Source organism: Mycobacterium sp. NGS29 (genome assembly GCF_059812965.1).
Genome location: NZ_JCALDR010000030.1, coordinates 1 through 26,689, shown reverse-complemented (window position 1 = coordinate 26,689; position 26,689 = coordinate 1). Strand labels below are relative to the sequence as shown.

At 67.9% G+C, this 26,689-nt stretch carries 21 protein-coding genes and 1 pseudogene; 13 read left to right on the top strand and 9 right to left on the bottom strand.

What is annotated here, in order from left to right:
* Nucleotides 1-1,325: pseudogene (locus AC5Y5Z_RS24545) on the top strand (PE family protein); the annotation flags it as partial.
* A gap of 15 nt (nucleotides 1,326-1,340) precedes the next feature.
* Here AC5Y5Z_RS24545 and AC5Y5Z_RS24540 read toward each other — a convergent pair.
* Nucleotides 1,341-1,910: an LppP/LprE family lipoprotein gene (locus tag AC5Y5Z_RS24540; RefSeq protein ID WP_463826815.1), complete on the bottom strand. Its 570-nt coding sequence runs from the start codon at nucleotides 1,908-1,910 to the stop codon at nucleotides 1,341-1,343.
* Between the two features lie 87 nt (nucleotides 1,911-1,997).
* Here AC5Y5Z_RS24540 and AC5Y5Z_RS24535 point away from each other — a divergent pair, with 87 nt between their 5' ends.
* From AC5Y5Z_RS24535 to AC5Y5Z_RS24510, 6 genes are read left to right on the top strand one after another with little or no spacing between them, the layout of a single operon-like run.
* Complete coding sequence (locus AC5Y5Z_RS24535) at nucleotides 1,998-3,695, top strand: DEAD/DEAH box helicase (RefSeq protein ID WP_463826685.1); 1,698 nt, start codon at nucleotides 1,998-2,000, stop codon at nucleotides 3,693-3,695.
* The gene (locus AC5Y5Z_RS24530) at nucleotides 3,692-4,834 is read left to right on the top strand and encodes an acyltransferase family protein (protein WP_499928070.1); all 1,143 of its coding nucleotides are present in this window, start codon (nucleotides 3,692-3,694) and stop codon (nucleotides 4,832-4,834) included. The genes AC5Y5Z_RS24535 and AC5Y5Z_RS24530 overlap by 4 nt, the downstream gene beginning before the upstream one ends.
* Before the next feature lie 50 nt (nucleotides 4,835-4,884).
* A complete protein-coding gene (locus tag AC5Y5Z_RS24525; protein ID WP_499928073.1) occupies nucleotides 4,885-6,390 on the top strand; it encodes a DHA2 family efflux MFS transporter permease subunit in 1,506 nt (501 codons plus the stop codon).
* Between the two features lie 41 nt (nucleotides 6,391-6,431).
* Nucleotides 6,432-7,238 carry a GNAT family N-acetyltransferase gene (locus AC5Y5Z_RS24520; RefSeq protein ID WP_499928068.1) on the top strand — a complete coding sequence of 269 codons (807 nt, stop codon included), beginning with the start codon at nucleotides 6,432-6,434 and terminating at the stop codon, nucleotides 7,236-7,238.
* The gene (locus AC5Y5Z_RS24515) at nucleotides 7,231-8,454 is read left to right on the top strand and encodes a lysine N(6)-hydroxylase/L-ornithine N(5)-oxygenase family protein (RefSeq protein WP_499928066.1); all 1,224 of its coding nucleotides are present in this window, start codon (nucleotides 7,231-7,233) and stop codon (nucleotides 8,452-8,454) included. Before AC5Y5Z_RS24520 ends, AC5Y5Z_RS24515 begins: the two co-directional genes overlap by 8 nt.
* 49 nt (nucleotides 8,455-8,503) lie before the next feature.
* Entirely contained in the window at nucleotides 8,504-9,220 is a 717-nt protein-coding gene (locus tag AC5Y5Z_RS24510; RefSeq protein ID WP_499928064.1) for a siderophore-interacting protein, read from the top strand.
* On the opposite strand, the gene AC5Y5Z_RS24505 is transcribed toward AC5Y5Z_RS24510, so the two are convergent.
* The 4 genes from AC5Y5Z_RS24505 to tap form a co-directional block, all read right to left on the bottom strand.
* Nucleotides 9,192-9,776, bottom strand: coding sequence for a TetR/AcrR family transcriptional regulator (locus AC5Y5Z_RS24505; RefSeq protein ID WP_499928062.1), 585 nt, complete (start codon nucleotides 9,774-9,776; stop codon nucleotides 9,192-9,194). The genes AC5Y5Z_RS24510 and AC5Y5Z_RS24505 overlap by 29 nt on opposite strands.
* Nucleotides 9,776-11,011 (bottom strand): cytochrome P450, encoded by a 1,236-nt coding sequence (locus AC5Y5Z_RS24500; protein WP_499928060.1) that lies wholly within the window; start codon nucleotides 11,009-11,011, stop codon nucleotides 9,776-9,778. Before AC5Y5Z_RS24500 ends, AC5Y5Z_RS24505 begins: the two co-directional genes overlap by 1 nt.
* A gap of 85 nt (nucleotides 11,012-11,096) precedes the next feature.
* Nucleotides 11,097-12,416: an FAD-binding oxidoreductase gene (locus tag AC5Y5Z_RS24495; protein WP_463826813.1), complete on the bottom strand. Its 1,320-nt coding sequence runs from the start codon at nucleotides 12,414-12,416 to the stop codon at nucleotides 11,097-11,099.
* A gap of 45 nt (nucleotides 12,417-12,461) precedes the next feature.
* On the bottom strand, nucleotides 12,462-13,721 hold the full coding sequence (gene tap / locus AC5Y5Z_RS24490; RefSeq protein WP_499928058.1) for a multidrug efflux MFS transporter Tap: 1,260 nt from the start codon (nucleotides 13,719-13,721) through the stop codon (nucleotides 12,462-12,464).
* Between the two features lie 93 nt (nucleotides 13,722-13,814).
* Here tap and AC5Y5Z_RS24485 point away from each other — a divergent pair, with 93 nt between their 5' ends.
* Genes AC5Y5Z_RS24485 through AC5Y5Z_RS24475 form a run of 3 tightly spaced genes read left to right on the top strand, consistent with a single transcriptional unit; the run spans nucleotide 13,815 to nucleotide 16,831 of the window.
* Nucleotides 13,815-14,642 carry a uracil-DNA glycosylase gene (locus tag AC5Y5Z_RS24485; protein WP_463826676.1) on the top strand — a complete coding sequence of 276 codons (828 nt, stop codon included), beginning with the start codon at nucleotides 13,815-13,817 and terminating at the stop codon, nucleotides 14,640-14,642.
* A 2-nt stretch (nucleotides 14,643-14,644) separates the two neighbouring features.
* Nucleotides 14,645-15,763 carry an FAD-binding protein gene (locus AC5Y5Z_RS24480; RefSeq protein ID WP_463826812.1) on the top strand — a complete coding sequence of 373 codons (1,119 nt, stop codon included), beginning with the start codon at nucleotides 14,645-14,647 and terminating at the stop codon, nucleotides 15,761-15,763.
* A gap of 36 nt (nucleotides 15,764-15,799) precedes the next feature.
* Nucleotides 15,800-16,831 carry an LLM class flavin-dependent oxidoreductase gene (locus tag AC5Y5Z_RS24475; RefSeq protein ID WP_499928056.1) on the top strand — a complete coding sequence of 344 codons (1,032 nt, stop codon included), beginning with the start codon at nucleotides 15,800-15,802 and terminating at the stop codon, nucleotides 16,829-16,831.
* A gap of 11 nt (nucleotides 16,832-16,842) precedes the next feature.
* Here AC5Y5Z_RS24475 and AC5Y5Z_RS24470 read toward each other — a convergent pair whose 3' ends face one another.
* Both AC5Y5Z_RS24470 and AC5Y5Z_RS24465 read right to left on the bottom strand, forming a co-directional pair.
* Complete coding sequence (locus AC5Y5Z_RS24470; RefSeq protein ID WP_499928054.1) at nucleotides 16,843-20,850, bottom strand: diguanylate cyclase domain-containing protein; 4,008 nt, start codon at nucleotides 20,848-20,850, stop codon at nucleotides 16,843-16,845.
* 118 nt (nucleotides 20,851-20,968) lie between these two features.
* The gene (locus AC5Y5Z_RS24465) at nucleotides 20,969-21,391 is read right to left on the bottom strand and encodes an HIT family protein (RefSeq protein WP_463826673.1); all 423 of its coding nucleotides are present in this window, start codon (nucleotides 21,389-21,391) and stop codon (nucleotides 20,969-20,971) included.
* Nucleotides 21,392-21,447: 56 nt separating this feature from the next.
* Here AC5Y5Z_RS24465 and AC5Y5Z_RS24460 point away from each other — a divergent pair, with 56 nt between their 5' ends.
* Entirely contained in the window at nucleotides 21,448-22,836 is a 1,389-nt protein-coding gene (locus AC5Y5Z_RS24460; protein ID WP_463826672.1) for an amidase, read from the top strand.
* Here AC5Y5Z_RS24460 and AC5Y5Z_RS24455 read toward each other — a convergent pair.
* Nucleotides 22,831-23,328 (bottom strand): DNA-deoxyinosine glycosylase, encoded by a 498-nt coding sequence (locus AC5Y5Z_RS24455; protein ID WP_499928051.1) that lies wholly within the window; start codon nucleotides 23,326-23,328, stop codon nucleotides 22,831-22,833. The two genes, AC5Y5Z_RS24460 and AC5Y5Z_RS24455, sit on opposite strands and share 6 nt — an antisense overlap.
* Before the next feature lie 123 nt (nucleotides 23,329-23,451).
* On the opposite strand from AC5Y5Z_RS24455, the gene AC5Y5Z_RS24450 reads away from it, so the two are divergent.
* Both AC5Y5Z_RS24450 and abmR read left to right on the top strand, forming a co-directional pair.
* Nucleotides 23,452-24,567 (top strand): adenylate/guanylate cyclase domain-containing protein, encoded by a 1,116-nt coding sequence (locus AC5Y5Z_RS24450; protein ID WP_463826670.1) that lies wholly within the window; start codon nucleotides 23,452-23,454, stop codon nucleotides 24,565-24,567.
* A gap of 268 nt (nucleotides 24,568-24,835) precedes the next feature.
* Nucleotides 24,836-25,405 carry an ATP-binding transcription factor AbmR gene (abmR, locus tag AC5Y5Z_RS24445; RefSeq protein WP_463826669.1) on the top strand — a complete coding sequence of 190 codons (570 nt, stop codon included), beginning with the start codon at nucleotides 24,836-24,838 and terminating at the stop codon, nucleotides 25,403-25,405.
* A gap of 3 nt (nucleotides 25,406-25,408) precedes the next feature.
* Here the strand turns inward: abmR and AC5Y5Z_RS24440 are convergent.
* Nucleotides 25,409-26,689 (bottom strand): sensor domain-containing protein (locus AC5Y5Z_RS24440; RefSeq protein ID WP_499928050.1); only part of this gene is annotated, 1,281 nt, incomplete at its 5' end.

Here is a 26,689-nt window from a genome sequence, read left to right as displayed (position 1 = left end):
GCGGCTCAGGCATCATCAGCGCCGCCGATGCGGACAGCTTTGCGACCGGCCAGGCTCTCGGCGGGACCGGTGGGTCAGGCGCCGAGGCGGGCAGCGCCGGTGGGGACGGCGGCGTGGCAAGGGTCGAGGCTACGAACGGCGGCCACGCTGCCGGTTCCAACGGAGGCGCCAAGGGCGGTAACGGTGGAGCGGCACAGGCGGGAGGCATCGCCGGTGCCGGTGGAGACGGTCATGTGTCCGCTGACGGAGCGGACACTACTGCCAACGGTGATGCGACGGGTGGTGCCGGCGGTGCCGGCACCGGTGGCACGGGCGGTATCGGTGGGTCCGGAGAGGTATTTGCCAGCGCAGGTGGCACCAACATCGCTGGGGCAGTTGGCGGCTCCGGCGGTGCTGGTATCGACGGAGGTACCGGAGGGCACGGCGGATCTGGTACCGCGCGCAGCCAGGGGATGGGCAGCACGGTGGCCGGTGAGGCGACAGGTGGTGACGGCGGGGCCGGCGACGGTCCTGGCAGCTTCGGCGGTCAGGGAAGCGACGGCCAGCTCATCGCGTACGACGGTGCCAGCACCGACGGAGACGCCACCGGCGGCGGTGGTGGTCGCGGTATCGGCGGCGGTATCGGTGGTGAGGGTGGCCTCGGCGGTGTCGGTGCGATCGGCGGCCGAGCTGTCGGGACCGCTCTGGGAGGTGCCGGTGGCATTGGTGCCGACGGGCACTCCGGCGGGAGAGGAGGCGACGGTTTCGTGGGCGCCCAGGGGTTCAGCCCAGGCGACAACCCGTCTGTTGACGGCACCGCCACGGGCGGCGCGGGCGGCGACAGCGGCACCGGGACCTTCGGGGGCGACGGTGGCCAAGGGGGTACAGCCGCGATTCTTGCCGAGCAGTCCAGTTTCGCCGGCGGCACCGCTGTCGGCGGCGAAGGTGGTTCCGGTGGTGCGAGCGGCATCGCAGACGGCCTCGGCGGCGCCGGCGGCAACGGCGGCAGCGCCGAAATCTTCGCGCAGGGCACCGATGTCAGGGATGCCGTGGCAACTGGTGGCGCCGGAGGCGCTGGTGGTGCCGGCGGCATCGGTGCGAACGGCGGCGACGGCGGCGACGGCGGCGTGGGTGCCGCCACGGTCACACCTGGCATCGGCGGCAATGGCGGAGGCGGCGGCAACGGGGGCGTGTTCGTCGACGCCGTCAACGACGGGAGTGGTGGCAGGGGCGGCGACGGCGGAAACGGCACCGGAGGCATCGGCGGCAATGGCGTCAAGGGTGGCGACGGACTGGCCGACGGCAGCCCCGGTGCGGACGGATTGGACGGCGCAGACGTCATCTGAGCGCGTGCAGTCGGCTCAGCGTGCTGTGTTGGCGACGATCTCCACCCCGCTGCCGTTCCAGCGGAACTTCACAACGCTGCCCACGCCCAGCGCATTCGGATACGTCAGCGCTACCGTGTCACCGGTGCTGTGCGTGCCGTCGATGCCGTTGAATCCGTAGGTGTCCGGCACCCCCTGGGGAATGAATTTACCCAGGTGGAACAGCACCGCGCGCGTCGTCGGATTGTCGCCGTTGGTGTTGGCCTTGATGATCACCGCCGACAATTGCGCGCACTCGTTGTAGTTGCCGGCTATCGGTTCGGGGTTCCACGGTTGCTGGCTGCGTGGGTCGCGGGGAAGTTCGGACACCGCCTTCGCGATGGTGGGCGCAGCCAGATTGACCGCACACGGGTCGGCGGGCGCGGCGCTGCTGGGCGGGACCGTGGTCGGCGCGGCAGCGCTACCTGGAGCTCCAGGCGTGGTGACGGCCGAAGAAGGCTTGGTGGCCTGCGGTGTCTTGGCCACCGTCGAGTCGCCTGACCCGCACCCGACTGACGTCACCGCCGCCGCCACGACACACAGGCCTGCGGCACACCGAACAACCATTGACACATCGGGCACGGTACCGCCACCGGTCCTGCGGGTGCGGCAGGCATGGCCGCGGGCCCGGGACGCCTTAGACTTCATCTCCTGATGGATAACCCGGACAACCTTCCCGCGACGTTCGCCGACCTGCAGATTCCGGAGCCGGTCATGCGCGCGATCAACGACGTCGGTTACGAGTCGCCGACCGGCATCCAGGCCGCCACCATTCCGGCGCTGATGGCAGGCACCGACGTCGTCGGTCTGGCTCAGACCGGGACGGGCAAGACCGCGGCATTCGCGATCCCGATCCTGTCCAAGATCGACACCACCGGCAAAGCGACCCAGGCGCTGGTCCTGGCGCCCACCCGGGAGCTGGCCCTGCAGGTCGCCGAGGCGTTCAGCCGCTACGGAGCCCACCTGCCGCAACTGAACGTGTTGCCGATCTATGGCGGCGCGTCCTACGGCGTGCAGTTGGCCGGCCTCAGACGTGGAGCCCACATTGTCGTCGGTACGCCCGGCCGGGTCATCGATCACCTCGAACGCGGGACGCTGGACCTGTCTCGGGTGGACTACCTGGTGCTCGACGAGGCCGACGAGATGCTCACCATGGGCTTCGCCGAAGAGGTCGACCGGATCCTGTCCGAGACCCCGGAATACAAACAGGTCGCCCTCTTCTCGGCGACCATGCCGCCGGCGATCCGCAAGATCACCACCAAGTACCTGCACGATCCGCTGGAAGTCACCTCCAAGGCGAAAACCGCCACCGCCGAGAACATTTCGCAGCGCTACATTCAGGTGGCCGGACCGCGCAAGATGGACGCGCTGACCCGCGTGCTCGAAGTCGAGCCGTTCGAGGCCATGATCGTGTTCGTGCGCACCAAGCAGGCCACCGAAGAGGTGGCCGAAAAGCTGCGTGCGAGAGGATTTTCCGCGGCCGCCATCAACGGCGACATTCCGCAGGCTGCTCGGGAACGGACCATCTCGGCTCTCAAAGACGGCACCATCGACATCCTGGTCGCCACCGACGTCGCGGCCCGCGGCCTGGACGTCGAACGTATCTCGCACGTGCTCAACTACGACATCCCGCACGACACCGAGTCCTACGTGCACCGAATCGGTCGGACCGGCCGGGCCGGCCGCAAAGGTTCGGCGTTGTTGTTCGTCTCGCCGCGAGAACGCCACCTGCTCAAGGCCATCGAGAAGGCGACCCGGCAACCCCTCACCGAGGCGGCGTTGCCCACGGTCGAGGACGTCAACGCCCAACGGGTCGCCAAATTCGCCGACTCGATCACCAATGCCCTAGGGGGGCAGGGGATCGAGTTGTTCCGCCGCCTGGTCGAGGATTACGAACGCGAGCACGACGTGCCGATGGCGGACATCGCCGCGGCGCTGGCGCTGCAGTCCCGCGATGGTGAGGCCTTCCTGCTCGCCCCCGACCCGCCGCCGGAGCGACGGGAGCGGGACCGGCGCGGTCACGAAGACCGACCCGAAAGGCCGCGACAGACAAGGCCTTTCACCACCTATCGGATCGATGTGGGCAAGCGGCACAAGATCGGGCCGGGTGCCATCGTCGGGGCCATCGCCAACGAAGGTGGTCTGCACCGCAGCGATTTCGGTCACATCGCTATCGGCCCGGACTTCTCCATGGTCGAACTGCCGGCCAAGTTGCCCCGGGCGGTGCTCAAAAAGCTTGAACAGACCCGCATCTCGGGGGTCTTGATCAACCTTCGACCCGATCGCAACCCCGGCAAGGGCAAGCCCGCGCACCACGGCAGCGGCAAGCCACGCCGGAAGCGGGACGGATGACCCTGTCCCAGGCCGAGGACGCCCAAGGCGGCCTCGAGCAGACCTCCGGCGTCGACCGGGTCGCATCGCTCACCGGCGTCCGGGCGGTCGCGGCGCTGCTGGTCGTCGGGACCCACGCCGCCTACACGACCGGCAAGTACACCCACGGCTACTGGGGTCTGTTCGGTGCGCGACTGGAGATCGGGGTACCGATCTTCTTCGTGCTGTCCGGTTTCCTGCTGTTCCGGCCGTGGGTGAAGTCGGCAGCCACCGGCAGTCCCTGGCCGTCGTTGAGTCGCTATGCGCGACACCGGGTTCGGCGCATCATGCCCGCCTACGTCGTCACCGTGCTGGTCGCCTACATGCTGTATCACTACCACGAAGCCGGCCCGAATCCCGGCCACAGTTGGCTGGGCCTGATCCGCAACTTGACGTTGACCCAGATCTACACCGACGGCTACCTCGGCAAGTATCTGCACCAGGGCCTCACCCAGATGTGGAGCCTGGCCGTCGAGGCGTCGTTCTATGTGCTGCTGCCGGCGTTGGCCTACCTGCTTTTGGTGCTGATGTGCCGACGCCAGTGGCGCCCCAAGGTGCTGGTGGCGGCCATCCTGCTGATGATGCTGATCAGCCCCGGTTGGTTGGTGCTGGTGCACACCGACCGACTGTTTCCCGACGGCGCCAGATTGTGGTTGCCGACCTATCTCGCCTGGTTCCTGGGCGGCATGCTGCTGACCGTGCTGCAGGCGATGGGGGTGCGTGCCTACGCGGCGGTGGCCATACCGTTGGCGATCGTCTGCTACTTCATCGTGTCCACCCCGATCGCGGGGGCCCCGACCACCTCGCCCGCCTCGCTGCCCGAGGCGCTGTGGAAGACCATCTTCTACGCGGTGATCGCCACGCTGGCGGTGGCGCCGCTGGCGTTGGGCGACAAGGGTCGGTATTCCCGGCTGCTGGCCAGTCGGCCGATGGTGTGGCTCGGCGAAATCTCCTACGAGATCTTCCTGATCCACTTCATGACCATGGAGTTCGCGATGGTGCACATCGTGCGGGCGCGGGTCTACACCGGTCCGATGCTCAACCTGTACATCGCGACGGTGGTGGTCACGGTGCCGTTGGCGTGGCTGCTGCATCGGTTGACCCGGGTCAGAGACGCGTAAGCGTGTCCGCGGCGGACGGCACCAGCGCCACCTCGGCGGCTCATCCGCGCCTGACGCTGTTCGCGGTGTGTCTCGCGGTGTTCATGCTGCTGCTGGACATGACCATCGTGTCAGCCGCGTTGGCCAACATCCAGGCGTCGCTGGATGCCGAATTGAGTGGACTGCAGTGGGTGGTGGACGCCTACGCGCTGCCGATGGCGGGACTGCTGCTCACCGCCGCCACCGTGGGCGACCGCCTCGGCCGCCGGCGGCTCTATTTGATCGGGATGACGGTGTTCACCGCGGCCTCCACCGCCTGCGCGCTGGCCGGCAGTATCGAGGCGCTGAACCTGAGCCGGGCCGTGCAGGGGGCGGGTGGGGCGGTGCTGCTCGGCGTCTCGCTGCCGATGGTCGCAGCAGCCTTTCCCGAACAGCGCAGCAGGGGCATCGCGATTGCGATCTACGGCGCGGTGATGGGTGCGGCCGCGGCCGCCGGGCCGTTGCTGGGCGGAGCGCTGGTCGGCGCTTTCGGCTGGGAGTCGATCTTCCTCATCAACGTGCCGATCGGGGCGGTGGCGCTGGGCGTCGCCTGGCGCTATGTGTCGGAAACCCGTGCGGCACAACACCGCCCGCTTGACCTGACGGGCGCCGCGATCCTGTCCGGCGCATTGTTCGCCGGCGTGTACGTGTTGATCGAAGGTAACCGCCGCGGCTGGACCGACCCGGTGATCCTGACGCTCGGCGCGGCCGCCGTGGCCGGCCTGCTGGCGTTCTGCTGGTGGGAGTCCCGCGTCAGCGCGCCGATGCTCGACCTGAGCGTGGTGCGCCGGCCCGGGTTCGCGGGGGTGTCGATCGCGGCCTTCGCGGCGGCCGGAACGTTGATTGCGTCTACCAACTATCTGGCGCTGTATCTGATGAACACGTTGGGATACAGCCCTTTCCAGTCGGGACTGCGTGCTCTGCCGTTGACCGTCGCCTGTGTGGTGGGCGCCCCGCTCGCCATGGTGGCCGCCCGGTACGCGCCGGCCTGGACGTCGATCCCGGGCGGGGTGGTGCTGATCGCAGCGGGGTTGTGGCTGATGACCGGCGTCACCGAAACCACGCAGTGGACACACTTCATCGCGGGGTCGATCGTGGCCGGCCTCGGCCTGGGCGGCCTGTTCGCGCTGACCTCGGACATCGCACTGCAATTCGTCCCTGCCGAGGACGCCGGGATGGCGACCGGGGCGGTCAGCACCGTTCGGCAGATCGGCATCCTGGCCGGGGTCGCCGGGCTCGGTGCCCTCTTCAGCCGACATGCCGCCGACGGCGCGTCGGCCGGTCTGAGCAAACTGGCCGGTGTGCCTTCCGGGCCCCGGCAGGTGCTGGTCGACCGGTTGTCGGCCGGTGCCGGTCTGCGGGTGCTCGACTTTCTGCCCGACGAGCTCAAACCGGCGGTGCCCGTCATCGCCCGGGTAGCCCGGCAGGCCAGCGCCGACGGTATGCAGGCGGCGCTGGTGGCGGCCGCCGTCGCCGCGACGCTGGCCGCGGTCGCGGCGGCGATACTGATCGCACTGGGAGCCCGTCGCACGTCGTAACGCTGTTTGCTGACAATCGCCCTGGGTAACCTGCGAATACCATGATGGGCGACGCGAGCATCATCCCCGCAACCGCTGGCGGCCGCTACAGCGTTGTGATTTCGACCAACCCGGCAGATATCGAAGCCGCGCAGCGGTTGCGTTATCGGACCTTTGCCGAGGAGATGGGCGCGGCGCTGCCCCGGGCGATTCCGGGTCCGCTGACCGGGGAGATGATCGATGTCGACCAATTCGATCCGTACAGCGAGCACCTGCTCGTCCGCGACGAATCTGCCGGGCAGATCGTCGGCTGTTACCGACTGCTGCCGCCCGACGGTGCCCGCGCGGCCGGTGGGATATTCGCCGACACGATCTTCGACATCGGCGGTTTGAATGCGCTGCGGCCCACGCTGGTCGAACTCGGCCGCGCGAGCGTGCATCCCGAGCATCGCAGCGGCGCGGTGATGGGCCTGCTGTGGGCGGGCATCATCCGCTATCAGGAACTGACCGGCCACGAATGGGGCGTGGGCTGCCTGTCGGTCCGGATGGAGGGCGGTGGGCCGCGGGGAGCCCTGGTGCGCGGTGTGCGCGACTTCGCGTTCGGTGCGCATCCGGCGCCTCCGCAATACCGGGTCACGCCCCGAAACCCGGTGCGGGTCAACGGTTTGAGTCTCTCGGAGCTACCCGACCCGGGCCGGGTGCGCATCCCGCCGATGGTGCAGGGTTCGTTGCGGATCGGCGGACTGATCTGCGGTGAACCCTCTTACGACGCGGACTTCGACATGGCCGATTTCGTGGTGCTGATCAACAGGTCCATGGTGCGTGGACGCTACCTGGAGCGGTTGACGCGCGCGCATGCCCATGCCTGAACACACCGATCTGCTCGGCATCGGTTTCGGCCCGTCCAACCTCGCGCTGGCGATCGCGCTGGCCGAGTTGGACCGCGAGGCGGTGTTCATCGAGGCGCAGCCCGAGTTCGGTTGGCACCGTGGAATGTTGCTGCCGGGCGCCAGAATGCAGATCCCGTTTCTCAAGGATCTGGTCACGTTACGAAACGCCAAGAGCCACTTCACTTTTCTGAACTACCTGAGTGAGCGTGGCCGGATCGTCGACTTCATCGGTCGGCATACGATGTTTCCGAGCCGGATGGAGTTCCATGACTATCTGGCATGGGCCGCAGCCGGGCTCGGCGCCGACGTCCGTTACGGGCAGCGCATTGTCGAGGTGACGGCGGACGATTCGGGCATGCTGGTGCGCGCGCAGTCCGGGTGGGCCATGCACGCCGGTGCCCTGGTGCTCGGCACCGGCCTGTGCCCGATGCTGCCGCACGGCAGGTCCGAAACCTCCCGGCAGTGGCACAGCCACCGCCTGCTGTCCCGTCTTGCTGCCCTCGATGTTGCTGACCCGAAACGATTCGCGGTGGTCGGCGCGGGGCAGAGCGCAGCGGAAGTAGCCAGCTACCTGCATCAGACCTACCCCGCGACCGAAGTGCGCGCGGTCTTCACCCGCTACGGATACAGCGTGGCCGACGACAGCCCTTACGCGAATCGCATCTTCGATCCGTCAGCCGTGGACGACTTCTACACAGCCGACCAGTCACTGCGACAACGACTCCTCGATTACCACCGGTCGACCAACTACTCGGCGGTGGATGCGGAACTGATCGACGCACTCTATGCGCGCGAGTACGCCGAACGGGTGTCCGGCGAGCGCCGATTCTTCATCGACAATGCATCCGAAATTACTGCCACGCAGGAACATTCGGATGGGGTGCAGGTGACGATCACCCACCTGATCGACCACTCGCAGCAGACCCTGGACTGCGATGCAGTGATCTACGCGACGGGCTATGCGCCGCTGGATGTCCGGCACTTCCTGGGCGAGCTGGCCTGTCTTTACCAGTTCGACCCGGCGGGGCGCCCGCTGGTCACCCGGGATTACCGACTGGTGCCCACGTCAGCGGCGCCCGGGGACATCTATTTGAACGGCTCGGTAGAGCACACGCACGGGTTGGGCTCCACTTTGTTGTCGAACGTCGCGGTGCGAGCCGGGGAAATTGCGGCGAACTTTGCCGCTCGGCCATGACCGACCCAGCGTGATAGGTTACCCTTACCTAACTTGATGGGAGGCGAGGATGGCCGAAACGAAGGCGTCGCGGGGCTGGCAAGGCACCGTGCTCAAGCTGATGGGTGCCGGGGACTACCGCCTCACCGTGACCCGCCGACGGGAGATCAGTCCGCACTACCTGAGGGTGAGCTTCGAGGACGGCGGGATGTTGGCCTCGCATGCGGTGCACCCGACGATGTGGATCCGAATGTGGTTTGCCGACGGCGACCGTTCGCACCAACGCGGCTACACCCTCGTCGACCCGGATCCACAGGCGGGCACCTTCGACGTCGAGTTCGCCTTGCACGACGGGGTCGCTTCGGACTGGGCACGCAGCGCGCAACCGGGTGACACCATCGACGCGACGGTACTGGGCAGCAAGTTCGCCATCCCGGAACCGGCGCCCACCGGGTACGTCATCGTCGGCGACACCGCCTCGCTGCCGGCCATCAACTCCCTGCTGGGTGCGATCGGCGACGCCCCGGCGCGGGTGTTTCTGGAGGCCGGTTGTGACGACGACAAGAACTTGCCGGTGGCCCGCAACGCCGATGTCGTCTGGGTGGATCGGCACAGCGCGGACGAGTCGCTGATCGAGACAGTGCGCGCGGCGGCGTTCGACGCCGGCGACCACTTCGGTTGGGTCGCGTGCAGTATGCGTACCACGCGCTCGGTAGCCCGCGTACTGCGGGAAGAATTTGGGATACCACGCAAATCTATTAAGGCGCAGGCCTATTGGACGAACTGACCGGTGATACCACCGGGACGACGAACTCTTCGATCATTGCCTGTTCGTCATCCTCGTCGCGGCCGGGGAACATCAGCAGCGAGATGATCATCCGCACCGTCCAGCGCGCGCGGCGTTGCACCACGGCGGGGTCGTCGGGTCCCAGCGAATTCAGAAAGTTGGAGGCCAGGGCGGTGATCACCTCGGACTGCCCGGCCAGTTCGCCACCGATCGGCAGCACGGTGGACCCGAACCACGCTGACAGCGCCGGACTTTCGCGCACCATCCGCAATGTGGCGCTGATGCCGGCGACCAGTCGCTGGTGTGGATCCCCGACCCGCTCGATCGCCTGCAGGATCTCTCGGCCCAGTCGGTGCGTCTCCCGGTGCACATAAGCGGTGCGCAGCGCCTCCCGGCTGTCGAAGTATCGGTACAGCGTTGCCCGCGAACACCCTGCGGCTCTGGCGATTTCGTTCATGCCGACCGAGGAAGGATCCTGTTCGGTGAACAGTCGCTCGGCGGCATCGAGGATGCGGTCGGCAGCGGCTTCGCTGCGGCGATCGGCCAGCCAGTCCATCAGGCCTTGATCCTGATCGGCACCGACAGCGGACGGCGTACGTAGCTACCACCGGACCACACCGGTTCGCCGACCTCGAAATCGGGGCAGCGACTGAGTAATTCGGTCAACGCGACCCGGGATTGCATGCGTGCCGCGGCCGCGCCCAGGCAGTGGTGTGCGCCATGACTGAAAGTCAGGATGTTGCGCGGGCGACGCCGCACATCGAGTTCGCCTGCGTCAGAACCATATACGCGCTCGTCGCGGTTAGCCGAGCCGTACACCAACAGCACCCGGCGCCCGGCCGGGATGGTGGTGTCCTCGATCGTGACGTCGCGGGTTGCGGTGCGGGCCAGGTTCTGTGCCGGTGAGGTGAGTCGCAACAGTTCGTCGACCGCGTCCGGGATCAGGCCGGGGTCATCGACCAGCAGCTGTCGCTGATCGGGCCGTTCATACAGCAAAGGCATTGAGCCACCCAGCATTCCGGTGACGGTGTCGTTTCCGCCGGTGACCATGGTGAAGGTGAAGCCCAGGATCGACAGGATGCCGGCCATATCGCCGTCGGTGCCCACCCCGGCGGCCACCAGGTGCGAGATGGTGTCGTCCTCGGGTTCGGTGCGGCGCCGTTCGATCAGTGCGGTGAAATACGCCATCATGGTCCCGACTGCGTCGCCGACGGTTTCCAGCGCGCTGACGATGCCGCCCTCGGCGGTGTTGGCCGCGACGATGGCCTGGGTCCAGCCGTCGAACTGCGCCCAATCCTCTTCGGGCACACCGAGATAATGCGCCACCACCATCGAGGGCAGCGGCTTGAACAGCTCGGTGACGATGTCGCCACCCCCGTTGGCGCGGATCTTCTCGATTCGTTCGACGACGAATTCGCGCACCTTGGGTTCGACGGCCTCGACCTGTCGCGGGGTGAATCCCCGGGACACCAGTTTGCGAAACTGCGTGTGCACCGGCGGGTCCTGCATCACCATGGGCGGGTTGTCCCGCAGCCCGATCATGTCCAGGTCGCCGTAGTTGACGGTCAGACCTTCCGCGGAGGAGAACGTCCGGTGGTCGCGGGCGGCGGACCAGACGTCGGCGTGGCGGGTCAGCACGTAGTAGTCGTGCTCAGGATGTCCCGGCGGGACGACGTGGTGCACCGGGTCGTGGTCGCGCAGCGCTTTGTACATCGGCCAGGGATTCGGCCAGGTCTCGGCGGTGGCCAGGACGAACTTCACGGGCGCTTCGTGAGACACAACAGCAGTCATGTCTTATTATTACGACAGATCCGAAGATGCGTCAACGGCTGCGATCGCGGCGGATCAGCTTCGGCGCCACGCGAAGCCGCACCGATCAGATCCCCGACCCAGGGTTCAGAATCCCCAACGGATCCAGCGCATCCTTGATCCGCCGGTTCAGGTCCATCACCTCAGGTCCGAGATAGTCGCCCAGCCAGGGCCGTTTCAACCGCCCGACACCATGCTCACCGGTGATGGTGCCGCCCAGCCCCACGGCCAGGTCCATGATCTCGCCGTACGCCAGCTGGGCGCGTTCGGCCATCGCGGCATCGTCGGGGTCGAACACCAGCAGCGGGTGCGTATTGCCGTCCCCGGCGTGGGCGATCACCGAGATCATCAGGTCCCGCTCCTCGGCGATGCGCGCAATCCCGGTCACCAGCGAACCCAGCGCCGGCAGTGGCACCCCCACGTCCTCCAGCAACAACGATCCCTTGGCTTCGACCGCCGGGATGCAGAACCGGCGGGCGGCGACGAACGCCTCCCCCTCGTCGGGGTCGTCGGTGGAGAACACCTCGGTGGCACCATGTTCGGCGAACACCGTGGCCATCAACTCGGCATCTTCCGCGCCGGCGCGACCCCGTTCGTCGGAAGCGGCCACCAGCATCGCTGCCGCGCCGCGGTCCAGGTCCATTCGCAAGGTGTCCTCGACGGCGTTGATCGCCACCGAGTCCATGAACTCCAGCATCGCCGGGCGCAGCCGGGCGGTGACGCCGAGCACCGCATCGACGGCGGATTCCACCGACGCGAAACTGGCCACCACCACGCTCAACGGGTTCTGGGCTGGCATCAACCGCAGCGTCACCTCGGTGACCACGCCCAGCGTTCCTTCGCTGCCCACGAACAGCTTCGTAAGAGAAAGTCCGGCAACGTCTTTCAGGCGCGGACCGCCCAGCCGCACCGCGGTGCCGTCGGCCAGCACCACCTGCATGCCCAACACGTAGTCGGTGGTGACGCCGTACTTCACGCAGCACAGCCCGCCGGCGTTGGTGGCGATATTGCCGCCGATGCTGCAGATCTCCCACGACGACGGGTCCGGGGGATACCACAGCCCGTGCTCGGCGACGGCCTTCTTCACCTCGGCGTTGAACAGGCCCGGCTGGCATACCGCGGTACGGGTCACCGGGTCGACGGTGATATCGCGCATCTTCTCTGTGGACAGCACGATCCCGTTGTCCACCGCCGTCGCCCCGCCGGACAAGCCGCTGCCGGCGCCGCGGGTCACCACCGGCACCCGGTGTGCAGCCGCCCACCGCAGCACGGTCTGCACCTCTGCAGTGTGGCGCGGGCGCACCACGGCCAGCGGTTTGCCCGCCGAAGGGTCCAGCGCACGGTCCTGTCGGTAGCCCTCGGTCACCGCGGGATCGGTGATCACCATCCCGTCGGGCAGTTCGGCGATGAGGTCCTCCAGCACACGCCGATCCTACGTCGCTTGATCCACCGCAAACTCCGGCGCGCGGTCCAGTTCCCGCAACGCCGGCAGCCGCAGGCAGATCAGCCCGGTCGCCAGAATCGGCAACGCCAGCGCCAGGAACGCGACGTGCAAGCCGGCGGCGTCGGTCAGCGGGCCGGCCAGCAGCAGACCCAGCGGACCGGCGCCGTAGGCCAGCGACGTCATCACGCCGACCACCCGGCCGCGCAGCTGCGTCGGGGTGCGCGTCTGCACGACGTAGGCGTAGATCGGCTGGATCGGCCCGTACACCACGCCCACCACCGCGACCAGCGCCAGGATCACCGGCAGCGGCGGCAGCAGCGCAATCAATGCCGCGGCCGCGCCCAGGGTCAGGACCGCGGCCAGCATGATCATCCGGCGCGGTACCCGTTGGGCCAGCGCCACGTAACCCAGCGCACCCACCAACCCGCCCAGCGACAATGCCATCAGCACCGTCCCGAGCTGTCCCGGCTGATTGCGGTCGGTGAAGTACTTCGGGAACAGCACGCTTTCCATCGGCAGGTACAGCGCGGTGACCACCAGGTCGATCAGCGCCAAGGTGCGCAGCACCCGCAAACTCCACACGAAGCGCAAGCCTTCGGAGATCCCCGACCGCAGACCCTCGGGCCGCGAGGCATGCAGCGGTTTACCGGCACCCTCGAGGCGCAGCACCGAGATCGCCAGGATGGACAATGCGAACGCAGCGGCGGTGATCCACATGGTGGTGATGCCGCCGACCGTTGCGATCATCAGCCCGCCGATCCCCGGACCGACCATGAAGGCCAGGTTGAGGATCGCCTCGTAAAGGCTGTTCACGCGGTCCAGCGACCACCCCGCCCGGGCGGCGGCCTCGGGCAGCATCGACTGGCGGGCGGTGATGCCGGCCGGGTCGAAGGCCGCCGCGCACGCGCCCAGCCCGGCCAGCACCGCAACGTTGACCGCCTGCTCGCCGAACGCCCACGCCACCACCGGGACCGCGGCCACCGCTGCCCCGGACAGCGCATCGGCCACCATCGAGACCCGCCGGCGCCCGAAGTAGTCCACCGCGGTGCCTGCGACCAGCGTGGAGAACAGCAGCGGCAGCGTGGTCGCGCCCGCGACGATCGAGGCCTGTCCCGCGCTGCCCTGTCGCTGCAGCACCAACCAGGGAAACGCGACCAGGGAGATACCGTCGCCCGCACCTGCCATCAGGGTGGCGAACAGGACCAGCAGGGCCGGGGTCTTGTGGTTCACGGGCTTCTTCTCGTTCATGGATACCCTTGATGTGGTCGGGCCGAATGTAGCGGTAAACCACCCGCCGGAACCACCGAATTTCGGTGCAGCCGAGCGCCGCCGGCTGGGTGAATGCAGGATGTACGTGTGTCGCTCCGCCATCCCCGCACCGGCCGCGCCTTCGACTCGCCGGTGCCGCCCGGCTCGGGGTGGCCGGGTGACAGGGCGACGCCGCAGACCCCGGTGGCCGCCGACGCTGCGCAGGTCACCGAGCTGGCGGGGGCAGCGGGGTCCATCGCCGAGCTGGACGCGCAGAGCAGCGTGTGCCGGGCGTGCCCGCGCCTGGTCACCTGGCGCGAGGACGTCGCGGTGACCAAACGACGCGCGTTCGCCGAACAGCCGTACTGGGGACGACCGGTGCCGGGGTGGGGTTCGGAGCGTCCGCGGCTGCTGATCGTCGGGCTGGCTCCCGCCGCCAACGGCGCCAACCGCACCGGACGGATGTTCACCGGCGACCGGTCCGGCGACCAGCTCTACGCGGCGCTGTTCCGGGCCGGGTTGGTGAACCAGCCGACCAGCGTCGACGCCGCAGACGGCTTGCGGGCCAAGCAGATTCGCCTGGTCGCCCCGGTGCGTTGCGCGCCGCCGGCCAACGCCCCGACGCCGGCCGAGCGGGATACCTGCGCGCCCTGGCTGGGTGCGGAGTGGCGGCTGGTGTCGGCGCACGTGCGGGTGCTGGTCGCCCTCGGCGGGTTCGCCTGGCAGGTCGCCCTGGCGATGACGGGCGCTCCCAAGCCCAAACCAAAGTTCGGTCACCGGGTCGTCGCCGAGTTGCCTGCCGACAAGCGCCTCCTCGGCTGCTACCACCCGAGCCAGCAGAACATGTTCACAGGTAGGTTGACTCCGGCAATGCTCGACGAGGTGTTCGCGGACGCAAAGAAGCTGGCAGGGATCAGGTAATGGTGGAATCGGTGCTGGTGTCCGGTGCCAGCGTGGCGGGCCTCGCTGCGGCGTATTGGCTTGGGCGCAATGGCTATTCGGTCACTGTGGTGGAACGTCATCCGGGGCTGCGGCCGGGCGGGCAGGCAATTGACGTGCGTGGGCCGGCGCTGGAGGTGCTGGATCGGATGGGTCTGCGGGCCGTCGCCGAAGATCTCAAGACCCGCATCAAGGGTTTTTCCGTCGTCGACCGTGACGGCAACGAACTGTCCAGGGACACCGAATCCACGCCGACCGGTGGGCCGATCGACAATCAGGACATCGAACTGCTGCGCGACGATCTGATCGGATTGCTTTACGACGAAACCAAATTGAAGACCGAGTTCCTGTTCGACGACACCATCGTCACCATCAGCAATCTGGGACCGTCCGTCGACGTGACATTCGAGCATGCCGACCCCCGCAGCTTCGATCTGGTGGTCGGCGCGGACGGCCTGCACTCGAACGTGCGCCGACTGGTGTTCGGTCCCGAGGACCGTTTCAAGAAGCGACTGGGAACGTACGCGGCGATCTTCACCGTGCCGAACTTCCTGGAACTGGACTACTGGCAGATGTGGCACTACGGCGACACGAGCATGGCGGGCGTGTACAGCGCGCGCAACAACTCCGAGGCGCGGGCAATGCTCGGATTCATGGAACCCGACGTGCGAATCGACTACCGCGACAGGGAACTTCAGTTCGCCGAGCTGGACAGGCGAATGGCCGACGACGGGTGGGTCCGTCCGCAGTTGCTCGAGCTGATGCGATCCGCGCCGGATTTCTACTTCGACGAGATGGCGCAGATCGTGATGGATCACTGGTCGATCGGACGGGTGGTGCTGGTGGGCGACGCCGGCTATTGCTCCTCGCCGATGTCGGGCCAGGGGACCAGCCTGGCGCTGCTGGGCGCCACCATTCTGGCCGGCGAACTCAAGCTGGCCCGCCTCGATCACGGACTCGGATTCGCCAACTATTTCAAGCGCTTTCGCGCCTACACCGAACGCACCCAGTTCCTGGCCACCGACAGCATCCCGGGTGGCGCACCCATTTCGCAGGAACAGTTCGACCTGATCGTGAACTCGATCACGTTGATGAACTACTGAGGGAAGGTTCCTGCCGCCGAACGCGTTGTTCCCGTCGTGCGCCTTTCCGTTCTTGATCTCGTCCCGGTGCGCACCGACCAGTCCACCGGGAACGCGCTGGCGGCCACCGTGTCGCTGGCGCAGACCGCCGACCGTCTGGGTTTCACTCGGTACTGGATCGCCGAACACCACAACATGCCATCAGTGGGTGCGACCAATCCGCCGGTGCTCATCGCCTATCTCGCCGCGCAGACCCGGCAGCTGCGGCTGGGTTCGGGTGGGGTGATGTTGCCCAACCACGCGCCGTTGACCGTCGCCGAGCAGTTCGCGCTGCTGGAGGCCGCCGCGCCGGGCCGTATCGACCTTGGCATCGGCCGTGCCCCCGGCTCCGATCCGGTCACGTCCTACGCGCTGCGTGGCGGGAAGGACGACAGCGACATCGCGAACTTCCCGGACTACCTCGACGATGTGGTCGCGCTGATGAGCGCCCACGGAGTGCGGGTGCCGCTGCGTTCGGGGGATTACACGCTCAAGGCGACTCCGGCCGCGGTCAGTGAGCCGCGGTTGTGGTTGTTGGGCTCGTCGATGTATTCGGCGCGGCTGGCAGCTGCCAAGGGACTGCCGTATGTATTCGCCCATCACTTCTCCGGTCAGGGCACCGAGGAGGCGCTGCAGTATTACCGCTCGCATTTTCGTCCCGGCGACCTCACGGCCGAACCGCTGACCTTCCTGACCGTCAATGCCGCCGTCGCCGAAACCCGGGACGAGGCAACGGATTTGATCCTGCCCAACCTGCAGATGATGGCTCGGTTGCGCACCGGGAAACCGCTCGGACCGGTGCCGTTGGTCGAGGAGGCCCGCGGGGCGCAGTTGACGCCGCCCGAGCAGCACATCGTCGACAGTGGGTTGCGCCGCGCTGTGGTCGGCGCACCCGCCGAGGCGGCCGAGCAGCTGCGTGTGTTGGCCGAGCGGTTCGAGGTCGACGAGGTGATGGTGCATCCGGTCGCCTCGGCACACCGCGGCACCGACCCGGCGACCGCACCCGCCCGGGTGGCGACGCTGGAGCTGCTCGCCAAAGAGCTGTTCTGACCCGGCCCGTCTTACGCCAACGTGGCGGACGGCGGCGGATTGTTCGCCGCCGGATCGGGCACGTGCCTCTCGATCCATCGCTGCAGATCAGCTGCCGGCAGCGGCGGGCTGTGCACGAAACCCTGGGTGATGGTGCAGCCGTACTGACGCAGCGCGCGCAGGGTCGCCTCGTCTTCGACGCCCTCGGCTACCAGGTCGGCGCCCAGACTGGCGGCCAGCGCCACGGTGGATCGCACGATCGCCACCGACCGGGGATCCTGGGCGAGTCGTGCCACGAACACCCGGTCGAGTTTGAGCTCGTCGACCGAGACATCCTGCAGCCGCGCCAGCGAGGACCAGCCGGTGCCGTAGTCGTCCAGCGAAATGCGCACACCGAGCTGCTGCAGCGCAGCGACGGTGTTGCGGGACCGTTCCGAGTCGACCAGCGTGCTCTCGGTGATCTCGATGATCAACGCGTCGGCGGGCAGGCCGTGGGTGCGCAACTGCTGCTCGATGGTGCCCACCAGGTCCAGATCCAGCAGGTTCGTCGTTGACAGGTTCACCGCGACGGTCAATCGCAGGCCCTGCTCACGCCAGCTGCGGATCTGCTCGAGTGCGACGTTGACGGTACGGTTAGCGACCTTGCGCATCAGGCCGGCGCGTTCGGCGGCGGGCAGGAACTCCTCCGGCAGCAACAACCCGCGGCTGGGATGATGCCAGCGCAGCAAGGCCTCGACGCTGTGCACGCTGCCGTCGTGGGCGTTGATCTTGGGTTGGTAATGGCAGGTCAGGTCGGCGCCGTCGACCAGCGCGACGCGTAGTTCCTCGATCAGGTTGGGATCGTTGTCGCGGTACAGCTCGTACGCCGAGTCGTACACCACGATCTTGCTCCGGGTGGACTTGGCGTGCGGGATCGCAATCTCGGCGCGGTTCAGCAGCTCCTGCGGATGATCGCAGTGGTCGGGGTACAGGGCGATGGCGATGCGGGCGTCGACCTGCACGGTCATCGGATCCAGCGTGAACGGGTGCCCCAACGCCTCCAGCAATCGGCCCGCCTGTGCGCGCGCCGCGATCAGGTCGGCCCCTTCGGCAAGCAGGATCGCGAACTGGTCGTCACCGGCGCGGGTGAGCAGATCCTCCCGACGTACGTTCTGGGACAGTCGGTTCGCGATCTGGCACAGCAGCTCGTCACTGAAATGGTGGCCGACCGTGTCGCTGATCTCCTGGAATTCGTGCAGTTGCAGCAGCAGCAGCGCGCGACGGGCCGGGGTCCTGGTGCTCAGGGTGGGGGTGAGCACGGGTGTGGACGGCGGAGAAGTGGGCACCTCGGTCAGCGCTGTGGCCAGCGACCGCCGGTTGGGCAGCGTGGTCAGCTCATCGGTCATGGCCCGCTTGTGGGTTTCGGCCATGATGCTGACCTCGCGGAACGTCACCGAGAACCGCGCTGCCACCGCGATCAGACTCAGCGCCGCCAGAATCTGCGCGGCGCGGGATTCGGGCCCCACCGCGGTGACGGACAACGCGACGATGGTGCATGCCACCGGTGCCACATAGGGACCCAACCCGCGCCTGGGCAGCGGCGGCACCGACGACCACGCCGCCCAGCTGGCCGCTGCGATCAACAGCGAGGAGGCGGGCCAGAACGCGTCGAGGATGGTGCCGACCCGATAGTCGCTGGCGGACGTCTCGAACAGGTACGCGGTGTCGGCCGTCGCGAACAGGACGAACCCGGCCGCCAGCAGTCCCCAGCGGAATTCGTGCCGCCAGCCCAGGATCGGCAGCATCCCGGCGGCCAGCGCCAGCAGCACCAGGTCGAACCACGGGTAGACCAGTCCCACCAGCACGGTGGCCGGTGCCCGCAAGGCGGCGTCGTGAATGGGCCCGGCCATCAGCGCGGCGCCGACGGCCGCCATGGCCAGGCCGCACACGACGGAATCGAGACGGATCGGGACGGGCACCCGTTTCAGCCGGAAGCGCATCAGCAGTAACAGACCGGCGTAGGTGAGCGGGTAGAACGCCAGATAGGCCGGATCGGCGATCGACGGCGACTGACCTTCGTGGACCCAGCGGGTGTAGATGATGTCGCCGAATGCCGAAGAGGCCATCCCGACGGCGATCAGGATCCACGCCGGACGGTCGGCCGTGACGCGGTAGCCGCGGACGGCGACCAGCGACGCGGCGAACAGGTTCAGCGCGGGATAGAGGACGTTGGCGAAGAACGGCGTGTGGTCGGCGCGCGGGTCGGGCCAGCACGACGCCGCGAAAATGACCACACCGATCGTCAGAAGCGTCAGCGCGATCCGGATGCCCAGCGGCGGCCACCGGACGCTCGGCGGTTGTTCGTAGGTTTCGTCCGGCTTCGGTCTGACCGCCGTGGCGAGCGGCCGGAAGGTGCGGGCCAGCGCGGTGGCGTTGGCCGAGCCGCTCACCGATCCGAAGGCGCTCGGGGCACCTCGGGGCAGCCGGCCGCCTTCGAGGCTGTTCTCGAACGCCGCGATCGCCGAATCGGCCGATTCGGGCAGTGCGTAGCGAAGTGGCAGATCCGGCACGAAGCTGCGGATGCATTGCCCGCCTTCGCGTTTGGCGGCATACATGGCCAGGTCGGCGTGGCGCAGCAGCTCGTCGACGGTGACGGTGGACTCGGCGACCGCCGCGGTGAACCCGATGCTGGGTCGGACGGCCAGGGGGACGCCGTCGATCACGATCGCCGGCTCGAACGCGTCAAGGACTCGTTGTGCCACGGCGTGCGATTTGGCGACCGGGCCTTCGACGAGCACGGCGAATTCGTCACCGCCGAGTCGGGCGACGGTGCCGGCCTGATCCAGCGCGGCGGTGAGCCGACCGGCGACCCGGACCAGCAATTCGTCGCCCGCCGGGTGGCCCAGCGCGTCGTTGACGGACTTGAAGTCGTCCAGGTCCAGGCACATCACCGCGATCGGTGCGGCGTGCTGGCGGCGACGGGAAACAGCTTCTTCCAAGGTGTGCAGGAAGTTCGCGCGGTTGGCCAGCCCGGTCAGGCTGTCCCGGAACGCTTCCTGGGCGACATCGCTCAACAGGCGCTGGTTCTCGACCAGCACCAGCAACTGCCGGATGAGCACCGTCGCCACCAGAATTCCGAGCCCCACCAGCAGCGGGCCGTGCCGCATCATGTGCAGGGCGTGGCCCAGCCCGATGGCGGCGGCCAGCACCAGCGGAAGGTAGGGCAGCCACAGCCGTACCCGCGAGGTGATCTCGTCGAGCGTCGGCGGGACATCAGACTCTTGCGCGCTCACCAGTCCGGCCAGCGCCGCCAGGCCCAAACCCGCCACCCGGCTGACGTCCACCAGATCGCCGGTGTGGTAGCTGCCGATGCCGGTCTGGAAGAGCACGACCATGTCGGTAAGACCGATGGTCACAATCCCGCTGGACAGCAGCGTCATGCTGCGGCGGCCGCCGGGGCGGCCCCGGGATAACACCAGGATCGCCGTGGTCATCAGGGTGACGTCGGCGAAGACGTGGACCACTGTGGTGGGCCGCGAACCGGTGTTGGTTTGCAGCAGTTTGTCCAGGACGAACACCCACGAGGCCACGAACAGCGATGTCGCCACGATGATGCCGTCCAGGACGAGTCGCCACAGGTTGTGGCCGGCCGGCTGGGCCAGCAGCAATAAGGCGGTGAGGGTGCCGACGGGATACAGCAGCAGCACGAACTCCGCTGCGGCCGGATGGGTGGCGTGGTCGAGTTCGGGTCGCACGTCCAGCGCCGCCCAGATGACTTCGCCGACAGCCCAGCCGGTCAGTGCCACCGCCATGGCCAGCCACCCGAACCTGAATCGCCCGACCGCCTGCCGGGCCGCCGCCACCGCACAACTGCTCGCGAACGTGAGGCACAGCACGGTCACGACCTGCACCACGGGCCGCGTCGCGTAGGGACCCTGCCAGCCGCACAGCGAAGAGCAGATCACCAGCAGCGCCGCGAAACCGTACCCGAGGACGACGGCACAACTGACGCCCATGCTCAGCCCGGTGAGCGGGCACGGCAGTCCCGTCCAGCGCTTCATTCCAGCTCCAGCTCGCGCGCGCATTTTCGGCGAAGTACCGACGAGCTTCACCGCGCTCCCACAGAATAGCTGCCGGACTCTGGTCCGACTCGATGACGAGCGACTACGCGGCCACCGGCTACGAGCTCGTCGCGGCCAGCGCGTCCCGCAGGATGCGCCCGGTGGCCTCCCGGTCCGGGTCGCGGCGCAGCACCATGCCTTTCACCAGCGACAGCTTGTCGCCGCTGCGCCGGGGCAGGACGTGCAGGTGGATGTGCAGGACGGTCTGGAAGGCGGCCCGGCCGTCGTTGATCGCGATGTTGGTCGCGTCCGCCAGGTCGGTGGCTTTGGCGGCCCGCGCGATGCGCTGGCCCAGGGTGATCATGCCGGCCAGCGTCTGTGGTGGCGTGTCGGCGAGGTCCACGCTGTGCTTCTTGGGGATGACCAGGGTGTGCCCGCGGGTGAACGGCCGGATGTCCAACAACGCCAGGTACTCGTCGTCTTCGCAGATCCGGATGGCCGGGGCGTCCCCGGCGACGATCGCACAAAACACGCAGGACATGCCGTCACCGTACTGGGTCGCGACAGTCCGGCCGCAGCCAGCGATACGCTGCGGCGGTGGACCCTCGTGATCTCGCGTTCGCCGGCGCGGCCGAACAAGCGCGCATGCTGGCCGACGGGGAAGTCACGGCGCCGGAGCTGCTCGAGGTCTACCTGGAACGCATCGAGCGGCTGGACAGCGAACTGCGCTGTTACCGGGTGGTGCGCTACGACGCTGCCCGCAAGGACGCCGAAACCGCCCAGCAACTACTGGACGCCGGGGTGCGCCGGCCGCTGCTCGGGGTGCCGCTAGCAATCAAGGACGATGTCGACGTCGCCGGTGAGGCGACCACCTACGGCAGCGGCGCGCACGGCCCGCCGGTAACCGACGACGCCGAGGTGGTGCGCCGGCTGCGGGCGGCGGGCGCGGTCGTGATCGGCAAGACCGCGGTGCCCGAACTGATGATCATGCCGTTCACCGAGTCGCTGACGTTCGGCGCGACGCGCAACCCGTGGAACCCGCGTCGCACGCCGGGCGGCAGCAGCGGCGGTAGCGCGGCGGCGGTCGCTGCCGGACTGGCGCCGCTGGCGTTGGGTTCCGACGGCGGCGGGTCCATCCGTATCCCGGCGACCTGGTGCGGATTGTTCGGACTCAAACCGCAACGGGACCGGGTCTCGCTGGAGCCGCACGACGACGCCTGGGAAGGGTTGAGCGTCATCGGTCCCATCGCGCGTTCGGTGCTGGATGCGGCGTTGTTCCTGGATGCGACGACGACGGTGCCCGGGCCCGACGGCGAGTTCGTCGCGGCGGCGACGCGCAGTCCCGGACGGCTGCGAATTGCGTTGAGCACCAAGGTGCCGACGCCGATGCCGGTCCGGGTGGGCCAGGCCCAGTTGACCGCGCTCGAGCAAGCGGGTGCGTTGCTGCGCGACCTGGGCCACGAGGTGATCGTCCGCGATCCGCAGTATCCGCCGTCGCTCTACGCGAACTATCTGCCCCGAATGTTGCGGGGCATCAGCGACGACGCCGACGCGCAGGCGCATCCCGAGCGGCTGGAGCCGCGGACCCGCACCATCGCGCGTATGGGTTCGTTCTTCTCTGACCGGCGGATGACCGCGCTGCGCGAGGCCGAGGTCGGTTTGAGCCGGCGGATCCAGTCGATCTTCCAGGACGTCGACGTGGTGGTGACTCCGGGCACCGCGGCCGGCCCGTCGCGGGTCGGCGCCTACCAGCGCCGCGGCGGGATCTCGACGTTGTTGCTGGTGGGCCAACGGGTTCCGTTTCAGCAGGTGTGGAACCTCACCGGCCAGCCCGCCGCCGTGGTGCCGTGGGACTTCGACGACGAGGGCCTGCCGATGTCGGTGCAGTTGGTCGGCCGGCCCTACGACGAGGCGACGCTGCTGTCGTTGTCGGCGCAACTCGAAGCGGCCCGACCGTGGGCGCAGCGGCGCCCACCGGTGTCATGAGCTGTTCAGCGCCCGCCAGGCGGCCAGTTTCACCCCGGGTTTGGTGGCGTGCGCCGGGCTGGTCGACGGCAGCCGCCGGCAATCGACGCCGGCGCGGTCACCGACGAAGCGCCCGTACAAGTCGGCCGCCTTCGCACCGTTGAAGTAAACCCGTTGGATGGCAGGGTATGTGGCGTATAGCTCAGTAAAATCGTTGATTACCAGGCTTTTCGGATCGATTGCGGAGTCCAGGCTGCCCAATCGGTGGCAGGCGTGCAACACATCCCACAGTGCCACCGCCCGATCCTGCAGGTTGGCCAGTCGTCGGGAATACGTTGCTGTGCAGTCGAATCCGAAGATTTCGCCAAGGATGGTCCAGAACGCGTTGCGCGGGTTCGCGTAGTACTGCTGTACGGCCAGCGACTGGGCGCTCGGAAACGAGCCCAGGATCAGGGTGGTGGCCCGGTTGTCGATAACCGGCGGCAGTCCATGCAGCTGCGGTGTGGTCGTCATTGTCTCGGTGGGTACCCCGGGTAACGCTGTCATGGCGAACGTTGCTGTTATCAGGGTATCCGTCGGTGCGTGGGTCGCGCGGCGGGCGCATCGAATCGCCACCCGTCGTTATACGTTGACCAAATGGCTGAGGACGTGGACGACGATCTGCTCGACGGGTTGGCCGGTGAGCAGCGCGCGGAGCGCGCAGAGCTGGTGGGGTGGCTGCAGGAGCAGGGCATCACCGCCGAGGAGATCCGTTCGTCCAGCCCGCCGCTGCTGCTGGCGAGCCGCCATCTGATCGGTGACGACGGCACCTACGTCTCCACCCGGGAGATCAGCGAGAGTCACGGCATCGATCTCGAGCTGCTGCAACGGATTCAGCGCGCCATCGGCCTGGCCCGGGTGGACGACCCCGACGCCGTGGTCCACATGCGCGCCGACGTCGAAGCCGCCGCGACGGCCCAGCAGTTCATCGAGTTGGGCTTGCCGCCCGACCAGGTGATCGCTGTCGTGCGGGTGCTCGCCGAGGGCTTGTCGCACGCCGCCGAGGTGATGCGGCACGCCGCGCTGTCGGCGATCATGCGCCCCGGGCTCAGCGAAGTGGAGATCGCGAAAGCGTCGAAGGAGCTGATCAGCAAGATCACCCCGCTGCTCGGGCCGATGATCCGGGAAATGCTGTTCATGCACCTGCGGCACATGATGGAGACCGAGGCGGTCAGTGCCGGTGAGCGGGCAGCCGGTCAGCCGCTGCCGGGTGCCCGCGCGGTCACGATCGCGTTTGCCGACCTGGTCGGATTCACCAAGCTGGGCGAGGTGATCTCGGCCGAGGAACTCGGGCAACTCGCGAACCGGTTGGCCGACCTCGCACGCGACCTGACCGCCCCGCCGGTGCGGTTCATCAAGACGATCGGTGACGCGGTGATGTTCGTCAGCCCCGAGCCGGCGCCGTTGCTGAACACCATGCTCGAGCTGGTGGAGAAGGTGGACACCGACGACGACTTTCCCCGGCTCCGGGCCGGGGTCGCGTCCGGGATGGCGGTGAGCCGGGCCGGTGACTGGTTCGGCAGTCCGGTCAACACGGCAAGCCGGGTCACCGGGGTGGCGCGCCCGGGCACAGTTCTGGTCGCCGAGTCGACCCGGGAGGCGCTGCAGACCGATTCCGGCGACGACGGTTTCGAGTGGTCCTTCGCCGGTGCGCGCCGCCTCAAGGGCATCAAGAACGAGACGAAAGTCTTTCGGGTTCGGCAGGGCGGGTGAGCCGGTCTCGCATATGGGCAGGCCCGGTGTGACTCTGGGGGGCGTCACCGACTCCGTCTTGCGCGGGTCTGACGCGGCCGGGTCTTACCCCTGCGTCCGGCACTTGAGATTCGGTCACTTCCGGGCCTGCTTCGTTACCAAAAATACAACTGGACCTGCCGGATCGCAACGGTTCTCAAGGTCGCACCGGGCGCCCGGGAGCGGTGGAGGAGGTTCGCCGAGCGCGAAATACATTCGGCAAACTTAGTAATCATGTAATGATGTAATCATGAGCATTCACCATCATGGACGGCGGCACGGCCGCCCCGGCGGCTGGCAGCAGGCCGACCAACCCGACGCAACGGGTGCGGCCGAGTGGTTCGCTGGACGGATCCCTGAAAGCTGGTTCGACGGCGATCCCGAAGTCGTCGTCGATCGGGAGGAAATCACCGTCGTCGGCAGACTCGGCGCGGCCGACGAAAGCGCCGAACGTGCCGAGGGCCGGGCGTCGCGATTCCGAAAGGAAACCCGGCCGGAACGGATGGCCATCGCCGACGAAGCGCAGGCCCGCTTCGGGCGCAAGGTGTCCTGGGGCGTCGAGGTCAACGGGGAACGAAAGTTGTTCACCCACATCGCGGTTCCGGTGATGACGCGGCTCAAGCAACCCGAACGCCAGGTGCTGGACACCTTGGTCGATGCCGGCGTCGCACGCTCCCGCGCGGATGCGCTGGCCTGGTCGGTCAGACTGGTCGGCGAACACACCGAGGAGTGGCTGGCCAAGCTGCGCAGTGCCATGTCCGCGGTGGATGACTTACGCGCCCAGGGGCCCGACCTGGCGCCACCGTCGTCGTCGAACTAGCGACTACTTTTCTTTGTCGATCTTGGCGAAGATCTTGTCGACGATCTGACCACCCTGGTTGGTGATCTTGAACCCGCAGGCATTGACGTCCACGATGATGTTGTTCGCCACACCCATCGCCCGCTGGCATTCCCAACCGTTGGCGCCTTCCTGGGTGTTCATCACTGTGATCTTCGGTGGGCTGCCCACGACCTCCGAGAAGGTCCACCGGTAAGTCTTGCCCTTGTTGGTGGCCGTAATCGTCTTCCCGGCGCACGTCTTCCACTTGGTGAACTGGGCTCGCACAATCGATTCCGCTTTGTCGGCGGTCGGAAAGGCGATCGCGGCCTCGTTGACCCAGTGGTCGTTGTTGTCGCCCGGCTCCGACAGAATCAGGCCGTTCAGCCCGGTGTAACCGGATCCGGAGTACACGGGTCCCTGACTGGTATACATCGCTCCCTGGCAGTCCGGCTGCGACAGCGTCACCGGCGAGTTGTCCATCGTCGTGATCGGCTTGCCGGGTTGCATGGTCGACGCACTCATCACCGAGTTGATCTCCGACGAGGTGAGCAACAGTGAATTCAGCCGGTCCTCGGAGATCGGCGGCTTCGGCTTGGTCGGCTCCGACTGGTTGACCAGCCAGATACCGATGCCGCCGATCAGGACAACCACGACGACCGCGACGGCGGCCAGGATGGGCCACAGGTTCCGTTTGCGTGGCGGCGGTTGCTGTCCCGGGTTCCAGGCGGGGACCGGTCCCGACGGGTGTGGCGGTAGCGGGCCACCGCCCTGGAAGTACTGCGGATGCGGCGGCTGATTCGGTGCGGCGATCGGGCCGCTCGAGCCCGCCCAGGCCGGCCGTTGCTGCGGGATCGGACCCGACGGTCCGGACCCGCCCGGATACTGGGGACCCGACTGCTGCGGTCGCGGCGGCGACGGGGGTGGCGGAGTCCGCGGCGGCGGCGGCACGGACCCGGCGGCCATGGTCGGCGGCAGCACGGTGGGGGCACCGGGCAGGACGGCTTCCTGGCTGCGGCGCACGATCTTGTCGGCGTGGTCCTGGTCGGGGCTGCTGAGCGCTTCGTGCGCGGCCAGGGCGAAGTCGCCGGCGCTGGAGTAGCGGTCTTCGGGCTTTTTAGCCATGCCACGCGCGATCACGGCGTCGAAGGCCTTGGGGATGCCGGCGCGCGCGGCACTGACCTGCGGGATCGGATCCATCAGATGAGCCGTCACCAACATGCCGGCGCTGTCCGCGCGGTAGGGCGCCCCCCCGGTCATGCATTCGAAGAGCACGCAGGCCAGGGA